Raw genomic sequence first — 16,347 nt, forward strand, 5'->3', positions numbered from 1 at the left:
CGACGGCCGGGCCCCTCAGTAGACGTCGCGGACGTACCGCTTGTCGGCGGCGAGCTGCTTGACGTACAGGGCCGCCGCGTCGTCGTCGAGGCCGCCGTGCGCGACGGCGATGTCGCGCAGCGCCCGCTCGACGTCCTTGGCCATGCGCGCGGCGTCGCCGCAGACGTGGAAGTGGGCGCCGTCCCGGAGCCAGGACCAGAGCCGGGCGCCGTGTTCCCGAATCCGGTCCTGGACGTAGACCTTGGCGCGCTGGTCGCGCGAGAAGGCGGTGTCCAGACGGGTGAGGGTGCCGTCGGCGAGGTACTCCGTCAGCTCCTGCTCGTAGTAGAAGTCGGTGGCCCGGTGCTGTTCTCCGAAGAAGAGCCAGTTGGGGCCGCGGTGGCGGCGGGCGCGGCGCTCCTCCAGGAAGCCGATGAACGGGGCGACGCCGGTCCCCGGGCCGACCATCACCATCGGCGTGTCGGGACCCGCCGGGGGCCGGAAGTGCGGGGCGCGCCGCACGGTGACGGACACCGGGGCGTCGGGGGCCGCGTCCGCGAGGAAGGGCGAGCACACCCCGCCCCGGGGGCGGCCGTGCGGGTTCTCGTACCGGACGACGGAGACGGTCAGGGACACCTTGCGGGGGTCGGTGAGCGGGCTGGACGATATCGAGTACAGGCGGGGCTGCAGCCGTTTGAGGATGCCGGCCCATTCCTGCGGTGCGGCCCGGACGGGGTACTCGGCCAGGACGTCCACGGCCTGGCGGCCCCAGGACCAGCGGGCGAGTTCGCCCTTGTTGTCGGGGCGCAGCATCTTCTTCAGGACCCGGTCGCCGGTGCGTTCGGTGATGAACCCGAGCAGCGCGGGGGTGAGCGCGGTGATGTCCAGATGGCGGTGCAGCGCGTCGGCCAGCCGGATCCCGGCGAGCCCCGCGACATCGACGGGGGCGTCGGCGTCGAGACCGGTGACGGCCAGCCATTCCGTCACCAGGCCGGTGCTGTTGACGGGGTGCACGGCGAGCGCGTCTCCGGCCTCGTAGGCGAGGGGGCCGTCGGCGCCCCGGGTGTCGAAGGTGAACCGGCGGACCTCCTTGCCCGCGCCGGGGAGGCTGAGGAGCCGGTTCCCGACCAGCCGGGCCGCGACGGGGAGCGGCCTGGCGCCGCGCGCGGGAGCGCCGGCTGGTGCGGTGACGGGCACGGCGGCCGGTGCGGTGGCCGGTGAGGTGGCCGGTGAGGTGGCCGGTGAGGTGGCCGGTGAGGTGGCCGGTGAGGTGGCCGGTGAGGTGGCCGCCGTCGCGGGCGCCGGTGGTGCGGTGAGGCCGGTGAGGACCTGGTCCAGCCAGCTCAGCGCGGAGGGCTCGTAGTCGGGTTCGCAGTCGGTGCGCGGGGCCAGCCGGACCGCGCCCAGCTCGTCCAGGCGCTGGTCGAGGCGTCGTCCGTGGCCGCAGAAGTCGTCGTACGAGGAGTCTCCGAGGGCCAGGACCGCGTACCGCCTGCCGTCCAGGGCCGGGGGGTCGGCTGCGGTCAGCGCCTCCCAGAACCCGGACCCGTTGTCGGGCGCGTCGCCGTCACCGAAGGTGCTGGTGATCAGCAGGAGGTCGGCGGCGGCCGGGAGCGTCCTCGGGTCCGCGTCGGCCATGCCGACGAGCCGGGCGCGGTGCCCGGTCGCGGTCAGCCGGTCGGCGGCGGCCGTGGCGAACTCCTCGGCGTTGCCGGTCTGCGACGCCCACAGCACGACCACCTCGCGGCCGCCGGAGGGGCCGGCCGCCGCAGGTTCGTCCGAGGACTGCGGGGCGCGTGAGTACATCCCGGCGAGGACGCCGTTCACCCATCGCGCGTGCTCCCCGGTGAAAGGCGCGCCGCCCGGCAGCACCGGAACGCCCGGGGTGCCCGACGGCAGGCCGGCGAGGAATCCGACCAGGTACTGGCGTTCGTGCTCCGCGAGGACCGGCGGCGGTGCGTCCTCCAGCCCGAACACGGCCCCGGCGCTCGCGCCCGCACCCCCGCCCACGCCGGGCCCCGCGACGGCCGGCAGCGGCCGCTCGGCCTCGGTGACGGGGGCGGCGCCGGGCGCCGGGGGGAGGCCGGGCGCGGGGGCGACCTTCGCGAGCGTCACCGCGCACATCTTGAACTCCGGCTGGAAGGAGACCGGGTCCACCGCGTCGCTGGTCACGGCGTTGACGCAGCGGTACTCACCGAACAGGTCGTTCCAGTGGAAGGGCGCGAAGCAGCAGCCCGGCCGCACCCGGTCCGTGACGACGGCCGGAAGTACGGCCCGGCCGCGCCGGGAGGCGACCTCGACCGAGTCCCCCGCGACGATCCCGAGCCGTTCCGCGTCCTCGGGGTGCAGCTCGACGAACGGCGCCGGGTCGAGCCGGTTGAGCTTGGCGACCTTCCCGGTCTTGGTGAGGGTGTGCCACTGGTGCTGCAGGCGGCCGGTGTTGAGAAGATACGGGTAGTCGTCGTCCGGCATCTCGGCGGCCGCGACGTGCGGACGCGCGAAGAAGACTGCGCGCCCGCTCGCGGTCGGGAAAACCGGGCCGCCGTCCTGTCCGAGGTAGCGGATCGGGTTGCGGTCGGGGCCGTCGGCCGTCGGGGCGGGCCACTGCACGGGCGTGGTGCGCAGCCGCTCGTAGCTGACGCCTCGCAGGTCGTAGCCGGTGCGTGGGTTCGCGGCGCGCTTGATCTCCTCGAAGACCTCCTCGGCGCTGCGGTAGCCGAAGGCGTCGGCGTAGCCCATCTCGCAGGCGATCCGCGCGATGATCCGCCAGTCGGCGAGGGCCTCACCGGGCGGGTCGACGGCCGGGCGGGCGAGGGTGAGGTTGCGCTCGCTGTTGATCATGACGCCCTCGCTCTCGCTCCACAGCGCGCCGGGCAGGACGACATCGGCGTAGGCGTTGGTCTCGGTCTCCGCGAACACGTCCTGGGTGATGACGAGTTCGGCCGCCTCCAGTGCCTCGATGACGGTCCGGCGGTTGGCGACCGAGGCGACGGGGTTGGTGCAGATGATCCAGCAGGCCTTGATCTCGCCCGCCGCCATCCGCCGGAACATGTCGACGGTGCCCTCGCCCGATCCGTCCTTGCGCACGGTGCCGGGTTCCAGGCCCCAGAGTTCGTCGGCGAAGGCGCGGTCCTCGTCCACGAGCACCGACCGCTGTCCCGGCAGGCCGGGTCCCATGTAGCCCATCTCGCGGCCGCCCATGGCGTTGGGCTGGCCGGTGAGCGAGAACGGCCCGCTGCCCGGCCGGCAGATCGCCCCGGTGGCCAGGTGCAGGTTGATCAGCGCGTTGGTGTTCCAGGTGCCGTGCGTGGACTGGTTCAGCCCCATCGTCCAGCAGCTCATCCACTCCCCCGCGCCGCCGATCCACTGGGCCGCCTGCCGGATGTCGGCCTCGGGGATGCCGGTGATCTCCGCGACGGCGGCGGGGTGGTAGTCCGCCAGGAACTCCGGCATGTCCTCCCAGCCCTCGGTGCGCTCCGCGATGAACGCGGCGTCCGTGTGCCCGTTCTCGTGAAGGAGGTGCAGCAGCCCGTTCAGGAGGGCGAGGTCGGTGCCGGGCCGGATCCGGAGGAAGAGGCCCGCCTTGTCGGCGGTGGCGGTGCGGCGCGGGTCGACGACGATCAGCCGGGCGCCCGCCTTCACCCGCTCCATCATGCGCAGGAAGAGGATCGGGTGGCAGTCGGCCATGTTGGAGCCGATGACGAGGAAGGTGTCGGCGTGCTCGAAGTCCCGGTACGAGCCGGGCGGGCCGTCGGCGCCGAGGGAGAGCTTGTAGCCGCTGCCCGCACTGGCCATGCACAGACGGGAGTTGGACTCGATCCGGTTGGTGCGGACGAAGCCCTTGGCGAGTTTGTTGGCGAGGTACTGGGCCTCCAGGCTCATCTGCCCGGACACGTAGAAGGCGACGGCGTCCGGCCCGTGTTCGTCGATGACCGCCCGCAGCCGCCGGGCCGTATCGGTGATCGCCTCGTCCACGCCGGCCGGTACGGGCTCGGCGCCTCGCTCGGGCCGGATCAGCGCCGTGGTCAGCCGTCCGGGGGCGGCGAGCATGTCGGCGGTCGTCGCGCCCTTGGTGCACAGCCGGCCGAAGTTGGCGGGGTGGGTCCTGTCGCCGGACGCCTTGAGGACCTTGCGGCGGCCGTCGGGACCGGAGCCGATGTCGAGCACCATGCCGCAGCCCACCCCGCAGTAGGAGCAGACCGTCCGTACCGGAGTGACGGCGGCCGACGAGCTCTCTGGGGGCACCGGGGGACCTTCCGTGGATCGGATCGTGGTCCCGACGGTACGAATGGCCCATTACGCCGGTGTGACCCGGGCGGATCATGGGCGGTAACGCTCGCCGCACATCCACCGGCCCGGTGCTGTGAGATGAGAAGGACGTCCGCGGCCCGACGGTTCAGGCGCGGGACCGCAGCCGGCGCCACACCGCCTTCGCCGCGTGGTGTCCGGACATGCCGTGCACACCGGGTCCGGGCGGGGTCGCGGAGGAGCAGATGAAGACCGCCGGATGCGCTGTCGCGTACGGCACCCGGGCGAGCTTGGGACGGATCACGGTCTGCAGTCCCGCGAAGGCGCCGCAGGCGATGTCCCCGTCCACGTAGTTCGCGTTGCGTGCGGCGATCCGGGGCGGTCCCGCCACACAGCGGGCGAGCACCAGATCACGGAACCCGGGGGCGAAGCGCTCCAGTTGGCGTTCGATGACCTCGGTGGCGTCGCCCTCCCAGCCGGCCGGGACGTGCCCGTACACCCAGAACACCTGCTTGCCCTCGGGGGCGCGGGACGGGTCGACGAGGCTGGGCTGGGCGGTGATCAGGAACGGCACGCTCGGGTCGCGGCCGCCGACCGCCGCGCGCAGGGCGGAGTCGATCTCGCCGGCCGTGGGGCCGATGTGCACCGTGCCCGCCCGGCGGGCCTCCTCGGCGGTCCAGGGGACGGGCCCCGACAGGGCGTAGTCGATCTTGAAGCAGGAGGCGCCGTAGCGGTAGCCCCGGTAGGCGTTGCCCAGGCCGGCGATCCGGGCCAGCGCGGTCGGCGAGGTGTCGAAGATGTAGGCACGGGCCGGCGGGAGCTCGTCCAGGCGCTTGACCTCCGTACCGGTGTGGATGACACCGCTCTGTTCCCGCAGGTACGAGGCGAGGGCGTCGGAGATCGCCTGGGAGCCGCCGCGCGGCACCGGCCAGCCCTTCTCGTGCGCGGCCAGCGCGAAGAGCAGGGCGATTCCGCCGGTAGCGATGCCGCTGGTGGGGGCTATGGCGTGGGCGCCCAGTCCGGCGAAGAGGCCGCGCGCCTTCTCGCCGCTGAAGCGGCGGGACAGCAGCGTGGCGGGCTGGATGGCGTCGAGGCCGAAGCGCACCCAGCGGTACGGGTCGCGCGGCAGCCCGTCCCACGGGGTGCGCAGGAAGTCCTGGGCGAGGGTGTCCCAGTGGCCGAGGAACGGGGCGACGAGCCTGCGGTAGGCCCCCGCGTCACGCGGCCCGAGCGACATGGCGCTCTCCCCCACCGAGCCGGCCAGCACGGCGGCGGACCCGTCCGGGAACGGGTGGGCCAGGGCCAGCCGGGGCTGGATCCACTCCAGGCCGTGCCGGGCGAGCGGCATCGCGTCGAAGGCGGGCGAGCCGATGCCCAGCGGGTGGACCGCCGAGCAGGGGTCGTGCCGGAAGCCGGGGAGCGTGAGCTCCTCGGTACGGGCTCCGCCGCCGACGGTCCGCCCGGCTTCGAAGACCTCCACGGCATGGCCTCGGCGGGCCAGTTCGGCCGCGGCGGTCAGCCCGTTGGGGCCTGCCCCCACGACGACTGCGTCAAGCATCGACGGCACCTTCGGACTCCTTTGTCAGCCGATGGTCGGAGCCCCAGGATATTCACAGGCGCGGGCGGTCCGGGCGCGGGTAGGGTTCCCGCTCGATGACCACACCGAACCCCGCGCGGCCGCCGCACCCCGGCCCCCGCCCGGCAGCGCCCACCGGCCCGCTCACGGAGGATTCCGGGATGGGCCGGGCGATCGGCGCGATGGCCGGACAACTCCTCGCCGTACCGGGGATCCACGCCGTCGCACTGGGCGGCAGCCGGGCCCGGGGCACCCACCGCCCGGACTCCGACTGGGACCTGGGCCTCTACTACCGAGGCGTCCCGGACCTGGCCGCGCTGAGCGCACTGGCCCGCGAGGTGCAGGGCTCGGCGGTCGAGGTGGCCGGTCCCGGTGGCTGGGGTCCGTGGGTCGACGGCGGGGCCTGGCTGCGGGTGGACGGCACCCCGGTCGACTGGATCCTGCGCGATCTGGACCGGGTCGAGGCGGTCTGGGCAGACTGCCGCCAGGGGCGCTTCGAGGTGGGCGTCCAGCCCGGCCATCCGCTCGGCTTCTGGTCCCCCGCCTATCCGGGCGAGGTCGCGCTCGGGCACGTACTGGCCGATACCCGGGGAGAGCTGACGGCGCTTCGGGCTCAGACGCTCGACTACCCCGAGCCGCTGCGCAGGGCCCTGGCCGACGCGGCGTGGGAGGCGGAGTTCTCGGTGGCGTCGGCCCGCAAGTCGGCCCCTTCCGGTGACCGGCTGCACGTGTCGCTCTGCCTGTCCCGGGCGTTCGGCATCCTCGCCCAGTCGCTGCACGCCCACCACCGCACCTGGTGCCTCAACGAGAAGGGCGCGCTGGCAGCGGCCGCCGCCCTGCCGGACACGCCCGCGGACTTCGCGGACCGGGCCGGTGAGGCGCTGCGGGGGCTGGACGCCGCAGCGGTGGAGACGGCCGCCGGGGTCGTGGCCGACGTACGGGCGGTGCTGACGGGTACGTCCGACGGGGGCTGAGCCGCAGCCTCCGCCCACGCTCAGTCCCGCTGGATGGCCGTGACGCAGCGGGCCAGCAGGCTCCGCAGGGCGTCGCGCTCCTGCGGGGTGAACTCGTCGGCGATCCGGCGTTCGATCCGTACCGCCTGCTCGTCGGCCAGCCGCAGCGTCTCGGTGCCCGCCTCCGTCAGCCGGGTCTCCAGCATCTTCTGGTGCCACGGGTGGACCGACCTGGCGATCAGCCCGCGCTCCTCCAAGTGCTTGAGCACCGCGGCCATGGCCTGCGGGGTGACCAGGCAGACCCGGGCCAGCGCGGCGCCCGACATACCGGGGTGATCGGCGAGGGCGAACAGCGCCGCGTACTGGGCGACGGTGAGGTCGGCGCCCTTCAGCGCGGCGCTCTTGGCTGCCATGAGCGCTTGCTCCGCACGCTTGATGTCCGCGCCGAGACGGTCGCCGGCAGTCATTCCCATGCCCGCGAGCGTACAGCCACGGGCATCTGACAGAACACGGATACGTATCAAGCATGGAGTTTGAATCAAGGTCTTGATATAACTCAACCCATGGATACTCAATCCGCACACGTTGGTACGCCCGCGGTCTTCGGCGGAACCGTTCTCGTCACCGGTGCGACCCAGGGGCTCGGCCTTCACCTCGCCCGCGATCTGGCGGCCCGGGGCGCGACGCTGCTCCTGCACGGACGGGACCGGGCACGGCTGGACAGGGCGGCCGACGAGGTGCGCGCGCTCTCGGCCGGTCGCGGCGGGGTCCGCACCTACCTCGCCGATCTGTCCGACCTGGACCAGGTCAGGTCGATGGCCGAGGCCGTGCGGGCGGCCGAACCCCGGCTCGATGTGCTGGTCAACAACGCGGTGGCCGGCGGGGGCGCGTCCCCGCTGCTCCGCGAGGTGAGCGCGCAGGGGCACGAACTGCGGTTCGCGGTGAACTATCTGACGCCCTGCCTGCTGATCGACGAGCTGCTGCCGCTGCTGGCCGCGTCGGCGCCGGCCCGGGTGGTCCAGGTGGCGTCGGTGGGGCAGTCACCCGTCGACTTCGACGACGTCATGATGGAGCACGGCTACCAGGGCCTGGAGGCGTACTGCCGGAGCAAGCTCGCGATGATCATGTCCACGTTCGACCTCGCCGCCTCGCGGACACCCGGCACCGGGGTCACGTTCAACGCCCTGCACCCGGCCCATCTGATGGACACCCGAGGAGTCCGCGAGCACGGGCTGACCCCACAGGTTCCCGTCGAGGAGGGGGTACGGCCCACGGTCCGGCTGATCACCGATCCGGCGCTGGCCGGGGTCACCGGCCGCTACTTCGACCGCTTCACCGACGCCGCCGCCCATGAGCAGGCCTACGATCCGCAGGCCCGCGAGCGCCTCGCCGCACTGACCCGCGAGCTGCTGGCAGGCTGAGCGCCCCGCGCCGTCAGGCCCCGGCGCGCAGCGCGGCCAGGACGGTGTCGGCCGTCGCCCGGTCGCGGGCGGCGGTGAAGGGCAGGTCGTTGCCCCCGGCGATGCGGAACGGCGCACCGGAGAGCGTGGCCTGGGCGCCGCCCGCCTCGGTGACCAGGAGCAGCCCGGCCGCGTGGTCCCAGGCGTACTCCCAGTTGAAGGCGGTCGCCTCCAGGTCGCCTCGGGCGACGCCGAGGTATTCGAGGCCGGCCGATCCGCAGGGGCGGGCGTCGATGCCCTCGGTGCGCAGGCCCAGCAGGGCGCGCTTCTGGGCGTCGGTGGTGTAGTCGGGGTGGGACATCGCGACCCGCAGGTCGGCGCCGGGCTCGGGCGAACCCGCCTTCAGGGGCGCGCCGTTGAGCGTCGCTCCCCGGCCCCGTACGGCCACGGCCATCTCGTCCAGCGCGGCGGCGTACGTCCAGGAGGCCAGGATCTCGCCGTGGTGGGCGAGGGCGACCAGGGTGCAGAAGCCGGCTTCGCCCCGGACGAACTGCCGGGTGCCGTCGACCGGGTCGACAATCCAGACGGGTGCCTCGCCGCTCAGCGCCCCGTACACCGCCGGGTCGGCGTGGACGGCCTCCTCGCCGACGACGACCGAGCCGGGCAGGAGCCGGCTCAGGGAGGCGGTGAGGTGCTCCTCGGCCAGCCGGTCCGCGGTGGTCACCAGGTCGTGCGGGCCGTTCTTCTCGACTATCTCGTGTGCGGCGAGCTGCCGGAAGCGCGGCACGATCTCGGCGGCGGCCGCTGCGCGGACCGCCGCCTCGATCTCGGTCAGGTCCCCGGCGAGGAAGTCATCGATCATGCCCCCAGCTAAGCACGCGGGTCCGGGGCGCCGACGACCTGGTCATGACGGGTGGGTGACCGGCCGGGGACGGGGCGGGTCAGCGGCCGACGGCGTACCCCTGCATTCCGCGCGGGTTGGCGGCCGCGGACAGGATCCCGGTGCGCGGGTCGCGGGCGACCGCGCACATCCGGCCCTCGGACCACGCCTCGCCGACCGTGACGTCGTGGCCGAGGCGGCGCAGCCCGGCGACCACCTCCGGGTCCATGCCCTCCTCGACGGTGACGCTGCCGAGGTGCATCGCGCGCGGGAAGAAGGAGCCGGGGAAGCTGTCGTTGTGCCAGTTCGGGGCGTCGACGGCGCCCTGGAGGTCGAGGCCGCCGCGGACCTCGGCGCGCAGGGCGACGGCGAGGAAGAAGTGCAGCTGCCACTGGTCCTGCTGGTCGCCGCCCGGGGTGCCGAACGCCATGACGGGGACGCCGTCGCGCAGGGCGAGGGACGGGGTCAGGGTGGTGCGGGGACGCCGCCCGGGGGTGAGGGAGTTGGGCAGGCCCTCCTCCAGCCAGGCCATCTGGAGGCGGGTGCCGAGCGGGAAGCCGAGTTCGGGGACGACCGGGTTGGACTGGAGCCAGCCGCCGCTGGGCGTCGCGGAGACCATGTTGCCCCAGCGGTCGACGACGTCCACATGGCAGGTGTCGCCTCGGGTGGCCCCGTCCGCGGTGACGGGCGGCTCGCCGGTGCGGTCCACGGTCTGCGTGGGCTCTCCGGCGCCCTCCTTCGCGACCGTCGGCTCGCCGGCCCCGGCGGCGGCCAGGCCCGTCGCGTCGAAGCCGTCGGCCACGGCGCGGGCGTGCTCGCTCAGGACGGGGGCGCGCCCGTCGGGGCTGCCCGGCCGCAGCTCGCGTGAGGCGTCGTCGGTGATCAGGGCGCGGCGGGCGGTGTTGTACGGCTCGGAGAGCAGGGCGTCGAGCGGGACCTCGGCGGCGTCGCCGTACCAGGCCTCACGGTCGGCCATGGCGAGCTTGCAGCCCTCGATGAGCAGGTGGACGTATTCGGCGCAGCCGTAGCGGGGCAGTTCGGCGGGGAGCAGGGCGAGTTGCTGGAGGAGGGCGGGGCCCTGGCTCCAGCCGCCGGCCTTGGCGAGCGTCCAGCCGTTCCAGTCGTAGGTGGCCGGGGCCTCGTACGAGGCGTACCAGCCGGCCAGGTCGGCGGCGGTGAGGGTGCCGGTGTGGCGCTCGCCGCTGGTGTCCATGGTGGGCACGGCGGCCTGACGGACCAGGGCGTCGGCTATGAAGCCCTCGCGCCAGACCGTGCGGGCCGCCTCGATCTGCGCGGTGCGGTCCTCGCCGCCGGCCGCCTCGGCCTCCGCGATCAGCCGGCGCCAGGTCGCGGCGAGGGCCGGGTTGCGGAAGAGCTCGCCGGGCTTGGGGGATTCGCCGCCGGGCAGGTACACGGCGGCGGAGGAAGGCCACTCGGTCTCGAACAGCTCGCGGACGGTCTCGACGGTCCGGCCCACCCGCTCCACGGGTGCGTGGCCGTCCTCGGCGTAGCCGATGGCGTACCGCAGCACTTCGGCCAGGGTCCTGGTGCCGTGGTCACGCAGCAGCAGCATCCAGGCGTCGAAGGCGCCCGGTACGGCGGCGGCGAGCGGTCCCGTGCCGGGGACCAGGCCGAGGCCGAGCGAGCGGTAGTGGGCGACGGTGGCACCGGCGGGGGCCGGGCCCTGGCCGCACAGCACCCGGACCTCGCCGTCCGCGGGCGCGAGGATCATCGGCACCTCGCCGGCCGGTCCGTTCAGGTGCGGTTCGACAACGTGCAGGACGAATCCGGCTGCGACGGCGGCGTCATAGGCGTTGCCGCCGCCCTCCAGGACGGCCATCGCCGACTGCGAGGCGAGCCAGTGGGTCGAGGACACCATGCCGAAGGTGCCCTGGAGGGTGGGGCGGGTGGTGAACATACAGGCTCTCACCTCGTTGTTTACGCGCGTCAGACGGTCGAGACCGCACTCAGGATCGGGCCTGGGGAGAATCTGCGGAGTTTGGACCGGCACTCTCCTCCGCCCGCTCCCCCAGCAGGCTATCGATCGCCCTGCGCCCCTTCTTCCCCGCCTCCGGCATGAAGTGCGCGTAGTGATCGAGCGTGATGGCCGGCGATGAATGCCCCAACCACTTGGCGAGGGTGACGACCGGCTCTCCCGCCTCCAGCACGAGGGATGCGTACGTGTGCCTCAACACATGGAACCCGTCCTGAAGAACTCCTCGACCCGCCGCCTTGATCCAGCGACGCTCACATTCGCGCCGCCTGGCCCGCGACTACGAAACGTTGACTGCTACCAGCGAGGCGATGATCCAGTGGTCGATGATCACGCGAATGAGCCGCCGCCCGGCCCGGCCACGAGCCCACGGCCGACGCTGAACATCCCCGACGTTTCCTGGACCGGCCACCCGCGCTCCGCCAGACGCCTTGCCTTCGACCCCACACCTTCCACCTTCGCCGGCGTCGGCTCCAGACCCAGCACTACCGCTACCTCCTTGGCCCGCACCGGCCCCTGGCTCGACCGGTCCGCCACCATGCCCCGCCAGTTCCAGGCGGTCTCCGGGAGCACGGCCTCGCCTTGGTCGACACCGTCATCGCCTTCCACGGGGCGCAGGCAGCCGATCACGCGGACTGGCGGGTGGAAGCCCGACCCCGGCCGGGAACCCGCTGCCCGACGGCGTGGTGCTCCTGACCAACGGTTCCAGCGCGTTCGTGGAGATCGACCGCCCCATGACCTACGCCCGCCTGGTCGCCGAGCTGGAACGCTACGACGCCTACCGGGGCGCCCCGCCCGCCGGGCGCGGGAACGCCGCCCGCCCCGCGCGCTCGCACTTCGCGTGAGCTGAACTGCCCGCGCTTCGGGGCCGTGCAGCCAGCTGAAATCCGTGGTATCCGAGTGCCCGTTGCCACCGTCGCGGTGCTTGCGGAAGTTGGCTCGCCTGGAGTAGATCACTGTTCAGGAGCGATTGCCCGGCAACTGGTCACCCGTCAGGGCGTGTCCGATGGTCGTGCGTCGGGCGGGGCCGGGCACGTCTCGATCGCCGGGTCTTGTCCACCGTCGCCGTTCGGTAGGCGCCTTGGGCTGGGGTGCCCTCAGTGGTCAGGCCGCTCGGTCGTACGTGGGGCCGTCGTGGGTGTCGTCGGACTGTGCGATCTGGTGGAGGCGTTGTTTCTGTGCGGCGCGCAGGAGGGCCCAGGCGATGAGTAGTGCGCCGGTCAGTGTCCACGAGCCGATCCAGGCGGTGGTCCACCGGCTGGTCGATGGCTGGAGCAGGAGCTCGATGGCGGTGAGGGCCATGGCGGTTGCGTGTGCCCAGCAGAGCAGGGTGCCGGTCAAGCGGGTGGCGCGGTTGATTCTGCGGAAGCTGGGTCTCACCCGCAGCCCGTCCTGTTCCATGATCCCCCGTTACGTCGTGCGCGTCTTTGCCCGACCTTGACTGTTCATGCCCTTGAGCGCGAGGGCCGGCGTTTCGCGAGGTTGGTTTCAAGCCCCGATCTGTTGACGGCGAAACAGTTGTCACCAGGCAAGAGAAAGGCTTCTTGAAGGTCAATTCAGGAGGAATCGTTTGCGAAAGTCGGCTTGTTCTTGCTCATTTGTGTGTTTCTAGTCGTGAACTTGTTCGCATCGCGTGAAGGAGTCGTGGCAGCGTGTGGACTTCCGGTGGCCGGCTCTGCGGTCACCGTGTCTACGTGTCCCGTGGGGGGATTGCATGGTTTCGCGTGCTTCCGGCACGCCGTTTCGGCGTGCCCGCACATCCAGCAGAAGTTCTCTGACCGCCGCGCTGGTGGTGGTTGCGCTCGGTGCTTCCGCGCTGCCCGCCCTGGCCGCCCAGGCGTCTGATCCGACGCCTGTTTCGGCGTGGGGGCCGGGTGGACCGAAGGCGCAGATGCCTGAGGTGAAGGTGGGCTCCAACACCCCGGTCGCGGCTGAGGCCGAGGCGCCGGTGTCGGCGGAGGTCGCGGCCTGGCGCGCCGCCCAGAAGGAACGGGCCGAGACCGGGACCGGCGCGGGTGCTGCGGCTCGTTCGTCGGCTGCGGTGCTGACATACGTGCCGGAGGGTCAGGGGGCGGTGCCGTGGCATCAGATCTCCGACTTCCGGATCACCGACTCGCTGGTGGCCCGGGTCAACTACTCCAACGGCAACCTGATGCTCGCCGCCACCGACTTCGATGTCGCCGGCGTGGGCCAGAAGGTACGGCTGGCGCGTACGTACAACTCGCTGGACGCGCCGTGGGGCAAGGTGTCCCAGCGGTGGTGGCAGGAGTACGAGCGCTACGCGCAGATCTTCACCTCCGAGGTCGTCATCTACGACGCGAGCGGTGCGGCGCTCCGCTTCACGAAGGAGACGGACGGCACCTTCACCACTCCGAAGGGCTACTCGAAGGACCTGAAGAAGAACGCGGACGGCACGTACGCCCTGACGGACCGTAAGTCGGGGTCGAAGGACACCTACGACGCCAACGGCACGCTGACGAAGGTCACCGACAAGAACAACGGCGTCATCACCGTCACGCAGCACGACGAGGGCGGTGAGCAGAAGGGCTTCAAGGTCACCGAGACCCGCTCGGGCCGGTGGGTTGATCTGCTGAAGACGAACGCCTCGCAGTGGCAGGCCAAGGACCACACCGGCCGCACCGCCGTCTACGACCTCAACCCGTCCGGGGACGTGGTCAAGACGTCGGATACGGAGGGCAAGGCCACCCAGTTCGGCTACGACTCCTCGCGCCGTCTGACAAAGATCACCACCCCGGAGGGGCGGGTCACGGTCTTCACCTACGACGACCAGAACCGTGTCACCTCCATGCTCCGCGCCACAGCCCTCAACGGATCCGGCCACACCGGACCCACCTGGAGCTACACCTACTCGGCGTCCTCGCCCACGGCGGCCGGCACGACCACGGTCACCGACCCCGAGCAGCACGCCACCAAGTACGAGCATGACGGCGACGGCCAGGTGAAGAAGGTCACCGACGCGCTGACCCATACCCGGTCCAAGTCGTTCGACGCGAACCACAACGTGGATACGGCCTCTGACGCGATGGGAGTCCAAGGGACGGGCGCGAACGTCACGAAGTACGGGTGGGACAGCCGCAACAACCAGACATCGGCATCCCTGCCGACCGGGGCCACCTCCACCGCGGCCGGCTACCAGACCATCGCGGGTGCCGACCTTCCCGCCTCGTCCACGAGCGCGGACGACGAGAAGACCAACTACACCTACGACACGGCGGGCAATACGAAGTCCGTGGCGGTGGAGGGCACGGGCGGGGGGAACCGGTCCTTCGAGTACAACCAGGCCACACCCAACTGCCATGGCTTCCAGGGCCAGCTGTGCAAGGCCATCACGGAGATGACGTCGGCGAAGTCGGTGTCCACCGCCTTCACCTACGACACCCAGGGCAACCTGAAGACGGTCAAGGCGCCGGCTCCACTGGGCAGCACGACCTATACCTATGACGCGCTCGGCCGCACCGAATCCGTCAAGGACGCCCGCGGTGTCACCGTCCTCTACACCTACGACAACCGTGACCGCGTCATCAAGGTCGACAGCTCCAACTACATGGCCGTCACCTACTCCTACGACGGCGACGGGAACCTCAAGCAGCGTTCCGACGGCGCCGGTGTCATCAAGTACGACTTCGACCCGCTGTCCCGCGAAACGGTCCGCACGCTGCAGGACGGCTCGCAGACGGTCCTGACCTACACCCCGGCTGGGAACGTCGACACATACCAGGACCCGTCCGGGCTGACGGACTACACCTGGAACGAGGTGAACAGGCTCAAGTCCCTCAAGGACCCCAAGGGCAAGATCACCTCGTACGACTACGACAACAACGACGTCCGCACGACGACCACCTACCCGGGCAACACCGTCCAGACCGTCACCCCGGACAAGTCCGGACGCCCGGAGAAGATCAAGGCCACCAGCCCCAAGGGCACCCTGGTCGACCTCGCCTACGACTACGCCTACATCGACAAGAACGAGGTCAAGAAGGACGGCGGCAAGATCCGCACAAGCACCGACGCTGTCTCCGGCTACAAGACCTCCTACACCTACGACAGTGCCGGCCGCTTCTCCTACGCCAAGGAAGAAAAGGGCACCACACTGCGCAGCTCGTGGCAGTACTGCTACGACCTCGCCGGCAACCTGACCTCCCAGGGCGTCGCGCCCGGCTGCCCCGGCGGCACAACCTACGCGGTCAACGACGCCCAGCAGATCACCGGCAAGAACGGCTCGGCCACGAACTGGTCCTACGACAAGATCGGCAACGAGACCGCCGGAGCCTCCACCCCCGAAGGCACCCGCACCGCCGAGAAGTGGACGGACTACTCCCAGATGACCTCGGTCACCGTCGCCGGAAAGACCTACGCCGGGCAGTACGGATCGACAGACCAGTCCGAGCGGATCAAGCTCGGTGACACGTTCTTCCACAACGGACCGATCGGCCTGGCCGGCACGTCAACTGCCGGGGTCGACACAGGATTCAACCGTGAACCCGGGGGCACTCTGAACTCCATGACTCATGGGGGGAAGAACTACTACTACCTGACCGACGCGCTCGGCAGCGTGGTCGCCGTGGCCGACGAGTCCGGCACGAAGGTGAACAGCTACGGCTACAGCCCCCGCGGTGTTCCGCGCAGCATTACCAGTGAGACGGTTCCCCAGCCCTACCGGTTCGCCGGCGGCTACCAGGACCCCACCGGCCTTTACCACTTCGCGGCCCGCTACTACGACCCCAACATCGGCCGCTTCACGAACCCCGACCCCTCCGGCCAGGAACAGAACCCCTACCTGTACGCGCAGGGCGACCCGGTCAACCAGATCGATCCCGATGGGTTGTTCGGCTTCAATAGCTTCATCGAGGGAGTTGGACACGGCCTCGCCGCTGGGGCCGCGGGCTTCGGTTTCGGTGCGGGCATCGTGAGCTGTGGCCCGACCGTAGGGGCTGGGTGTGTTGCCGGTATCGCTTCTGGCGGTGCTGCCCTTGTAGAGGGAGCCAACGCGTACAAGAGTCTCACGACGGCATTCGACGAATGAGTTCGACATCCAGGATGCCAATCGCCATTTCGGGGGCTATTCTTGCCCTGATTGTCGCGGCGGTTGTCGTTGCTAAAGTGATCGACGTCGATGTAGTCACCGCCGTGAGAGTAGTGGGGTTCTCTCTCATAGCCGTGGCGGTCCTGATCGCCATCATCAAATTGATGAGACGGACGAAACGGCGTCAGGAGTAAGGCGAAACCTTATCTGCCCCAGTGCTCCGCTTGAGTTCTGTGGTCGTCGCAACACCCAGTTCAAGGGTGCGATGGACTTC

The 16,347-nt window shown here is 71.2% G+C and carries 11 protein-coding genes and 1 pseudogene; 4 read left to right on the forward strand and 8 right to left on the reverse strand.

Translation table 11 applies throughout. The annotated features are described in order from the left end of the window. Positions 1-15: 15 nt before the first annotated feature. Together ACGFU6_RS04745 and ACGFU6_RS04750 are read right to left on the reverse strand one after the other, a co-directional pair. Complete coding sequence (locus ACGFU6_RS04745) at positions 16-4,149, reverse strand: molybdopterin-dependent oxidoreductase (protein WP_393608370.1); 4,134 nt, start codon at positions 4,147-4,149, stop codon at positions 16-18. Between the two features lie 226 nt (positions 4,150-4,375). Beyond that, a complete protein-coding gene (locus ACGFU6_RS04750) occupies positions 4,376-5,794 on the reverse strand; it encodes a phytoene desaturase family protein (RefSeq protein WP_393608070.1) in 1,419 nt (472 codons plus the stop codon). A 170-nt stretch (positions 5,795-5,964) separates the two neighbouring features. Between ACGFU6_RS04750 and ACGFU6_RS04755 the strand changes: the two genes are divergently transcribed. Beyond that, positions 5,965-6,777: a nucleotidyltransferase family protein gene (locus ACGFU6_RS04755; protein WP_393608372.1), complete on the forward strand. Its 813-nt coding sequence runs from the start codon at positions 5,965-5,967 to the stop codon at positions 6,775-6,777. A 20-nt stretch (positions 6,778-6,797) separates the two neighbouring features. On the opposite strand, the gene ACGFU6_RS04760 is transcribed toward ACGFU6_RS04755, so the two are convergent. Beyond that, entirely contained in the window at positions 6,798-7,229 is a 432-nt protein-coding gene (locus tag ACGFU6_RS04760; protein ID WP_260256113.1) for a MarR family winged helix-turn-helix transcriptional regulator, read from the reverse strand. A gap of 90 nt (positions 7,230-7,319) precedes the next feature. On the opposite strand from ACGFU6_RS04760, the gene ACGFU6_RS04765 reads away from it, so the two are divergent. After that, positions 7,320-8,177 (forward strand): SDR family NAD(P)-dependent oxidoreductase, encoded by an 858-nt coding sequence (locus ACGFU6_RS04765; protein ID WP_393608071.1) that lies wholly within the window; start codon positions 7,320-7,322, stop codon positions 8,175-8,177. 13 nt (positions 8,178-8,190) lie between these two features. On the opposite strand, the gene ACGFU6_RS04770 is transcribed toward ACGFU6_RS04765, so the two are convergent. The 4 genes and pseudogenes from ACGFU6_RS04770 to ACGFU6_RS04785 all read right to left on the reverse strand — a co-directional run bounded on the left by ACGFU6_RS04770 (position 8,191) and on the right by ACGFU6_RS04785 (position 11,638). Further along, complete coding sequence (locus ACGFU6_RS04770) at positions 8,191-9,018, reverse strand: inositol monophosphatase family protein (RefSeq protein WP_393608072.1); 828 nt, start codon at positions 9,016-9,018, stop codon at positions 8,191-8,193. A gap of 79 nt (positions 9,019-9,097) precedes the next feature. Beyond that, entirely contained in the window at positions 9,098-10,954 is a 1,857-nt protein-coding gene (locus tag ACGFU6_RS04775; RefSeq protein WP_393608073.1) for a gamma-glutamyltransferase family protein, read from the reverse strand. A 49-nt stretch (positions 10,955-11,003) separates the two neighbouring features. Further along, positions 11,004-11,294: pseudogene (locus tag ACGFU6_RS04780) on the reverse strand (tyrosine-type recombinase/integrase); the annotation flags it as partial. Between the two features lie 65 nt (positions 11,295-11,359). Then, positions 11,360-11,638, reverse strand: coding sequence for a hypothetical protein (locus ACGFU6_RS04785; protein ID WP_393608074.1), 279 nt, complete (start codon positions 11,636-11,638; stop codon positions 11,360-11,362). A gap of 74 nt (positions 11,639-11,712) precedes the next feature. Here ACGFU6_RS04785 and ACGFU6_RS04790 point away from each other — a divergent pair, with 74 nt between their 5' ends. Continuing rightward, complete coding sequence (locus ACGFU6_RS04790; RefSeq protein WP_393608075.1) at positions 11,713-11,874, forward strand: hypothetical protein; 162 nt, start codon at positions 11,713-11,715, stop codon at positions 11,872-11,874. A gap of 259 nt (positions 11,875-12,133) precedes the next feature. Here ACGFU6_RS04790 and ACGFU6_RS04795 read toward each other — a convergent pair whose 3' ends face one another. After that, positions 12,134-12,409, reverse strand: coding sequence for a hypothetical protein (locus tag ACGFU6_RS04795; protein WP_393608076.1), 276 nt, complete (start codon positions 12,407-12,409; stop codon positions 12,134-12,136). Positions 12,410-12,920: 511 nt separating this feature from the next. Between ACGFU6_RS04795 and ACGFU6_RS04800 the strand changes: the two genes are divergently transcribed. Further along, on the forward strand, positions 12,921-16,073 hold the full coding sequence (locus tag ACGFU6_RS04800; RefSeq protein ID WP_393608077.1) for an RHS repeat-associated core domain-containing protein: 3,153 nt from the start codon (positions 12,921-12,923) through the stop codon (positions 16,071-16,073). The last annotated feature ends 274 nt before the right edge of the window (positions 16,074-16,347 follow it).

Source organism: Streptomyces sp. NPDC048462 (assembly GCF_043200175.1).
Taxonomy (GTDB): domain Bacteria; phylum Actinomycetota; class Actinomycetes; order Streptomycetales; family Streptomycetaceae; genus Streptomyces.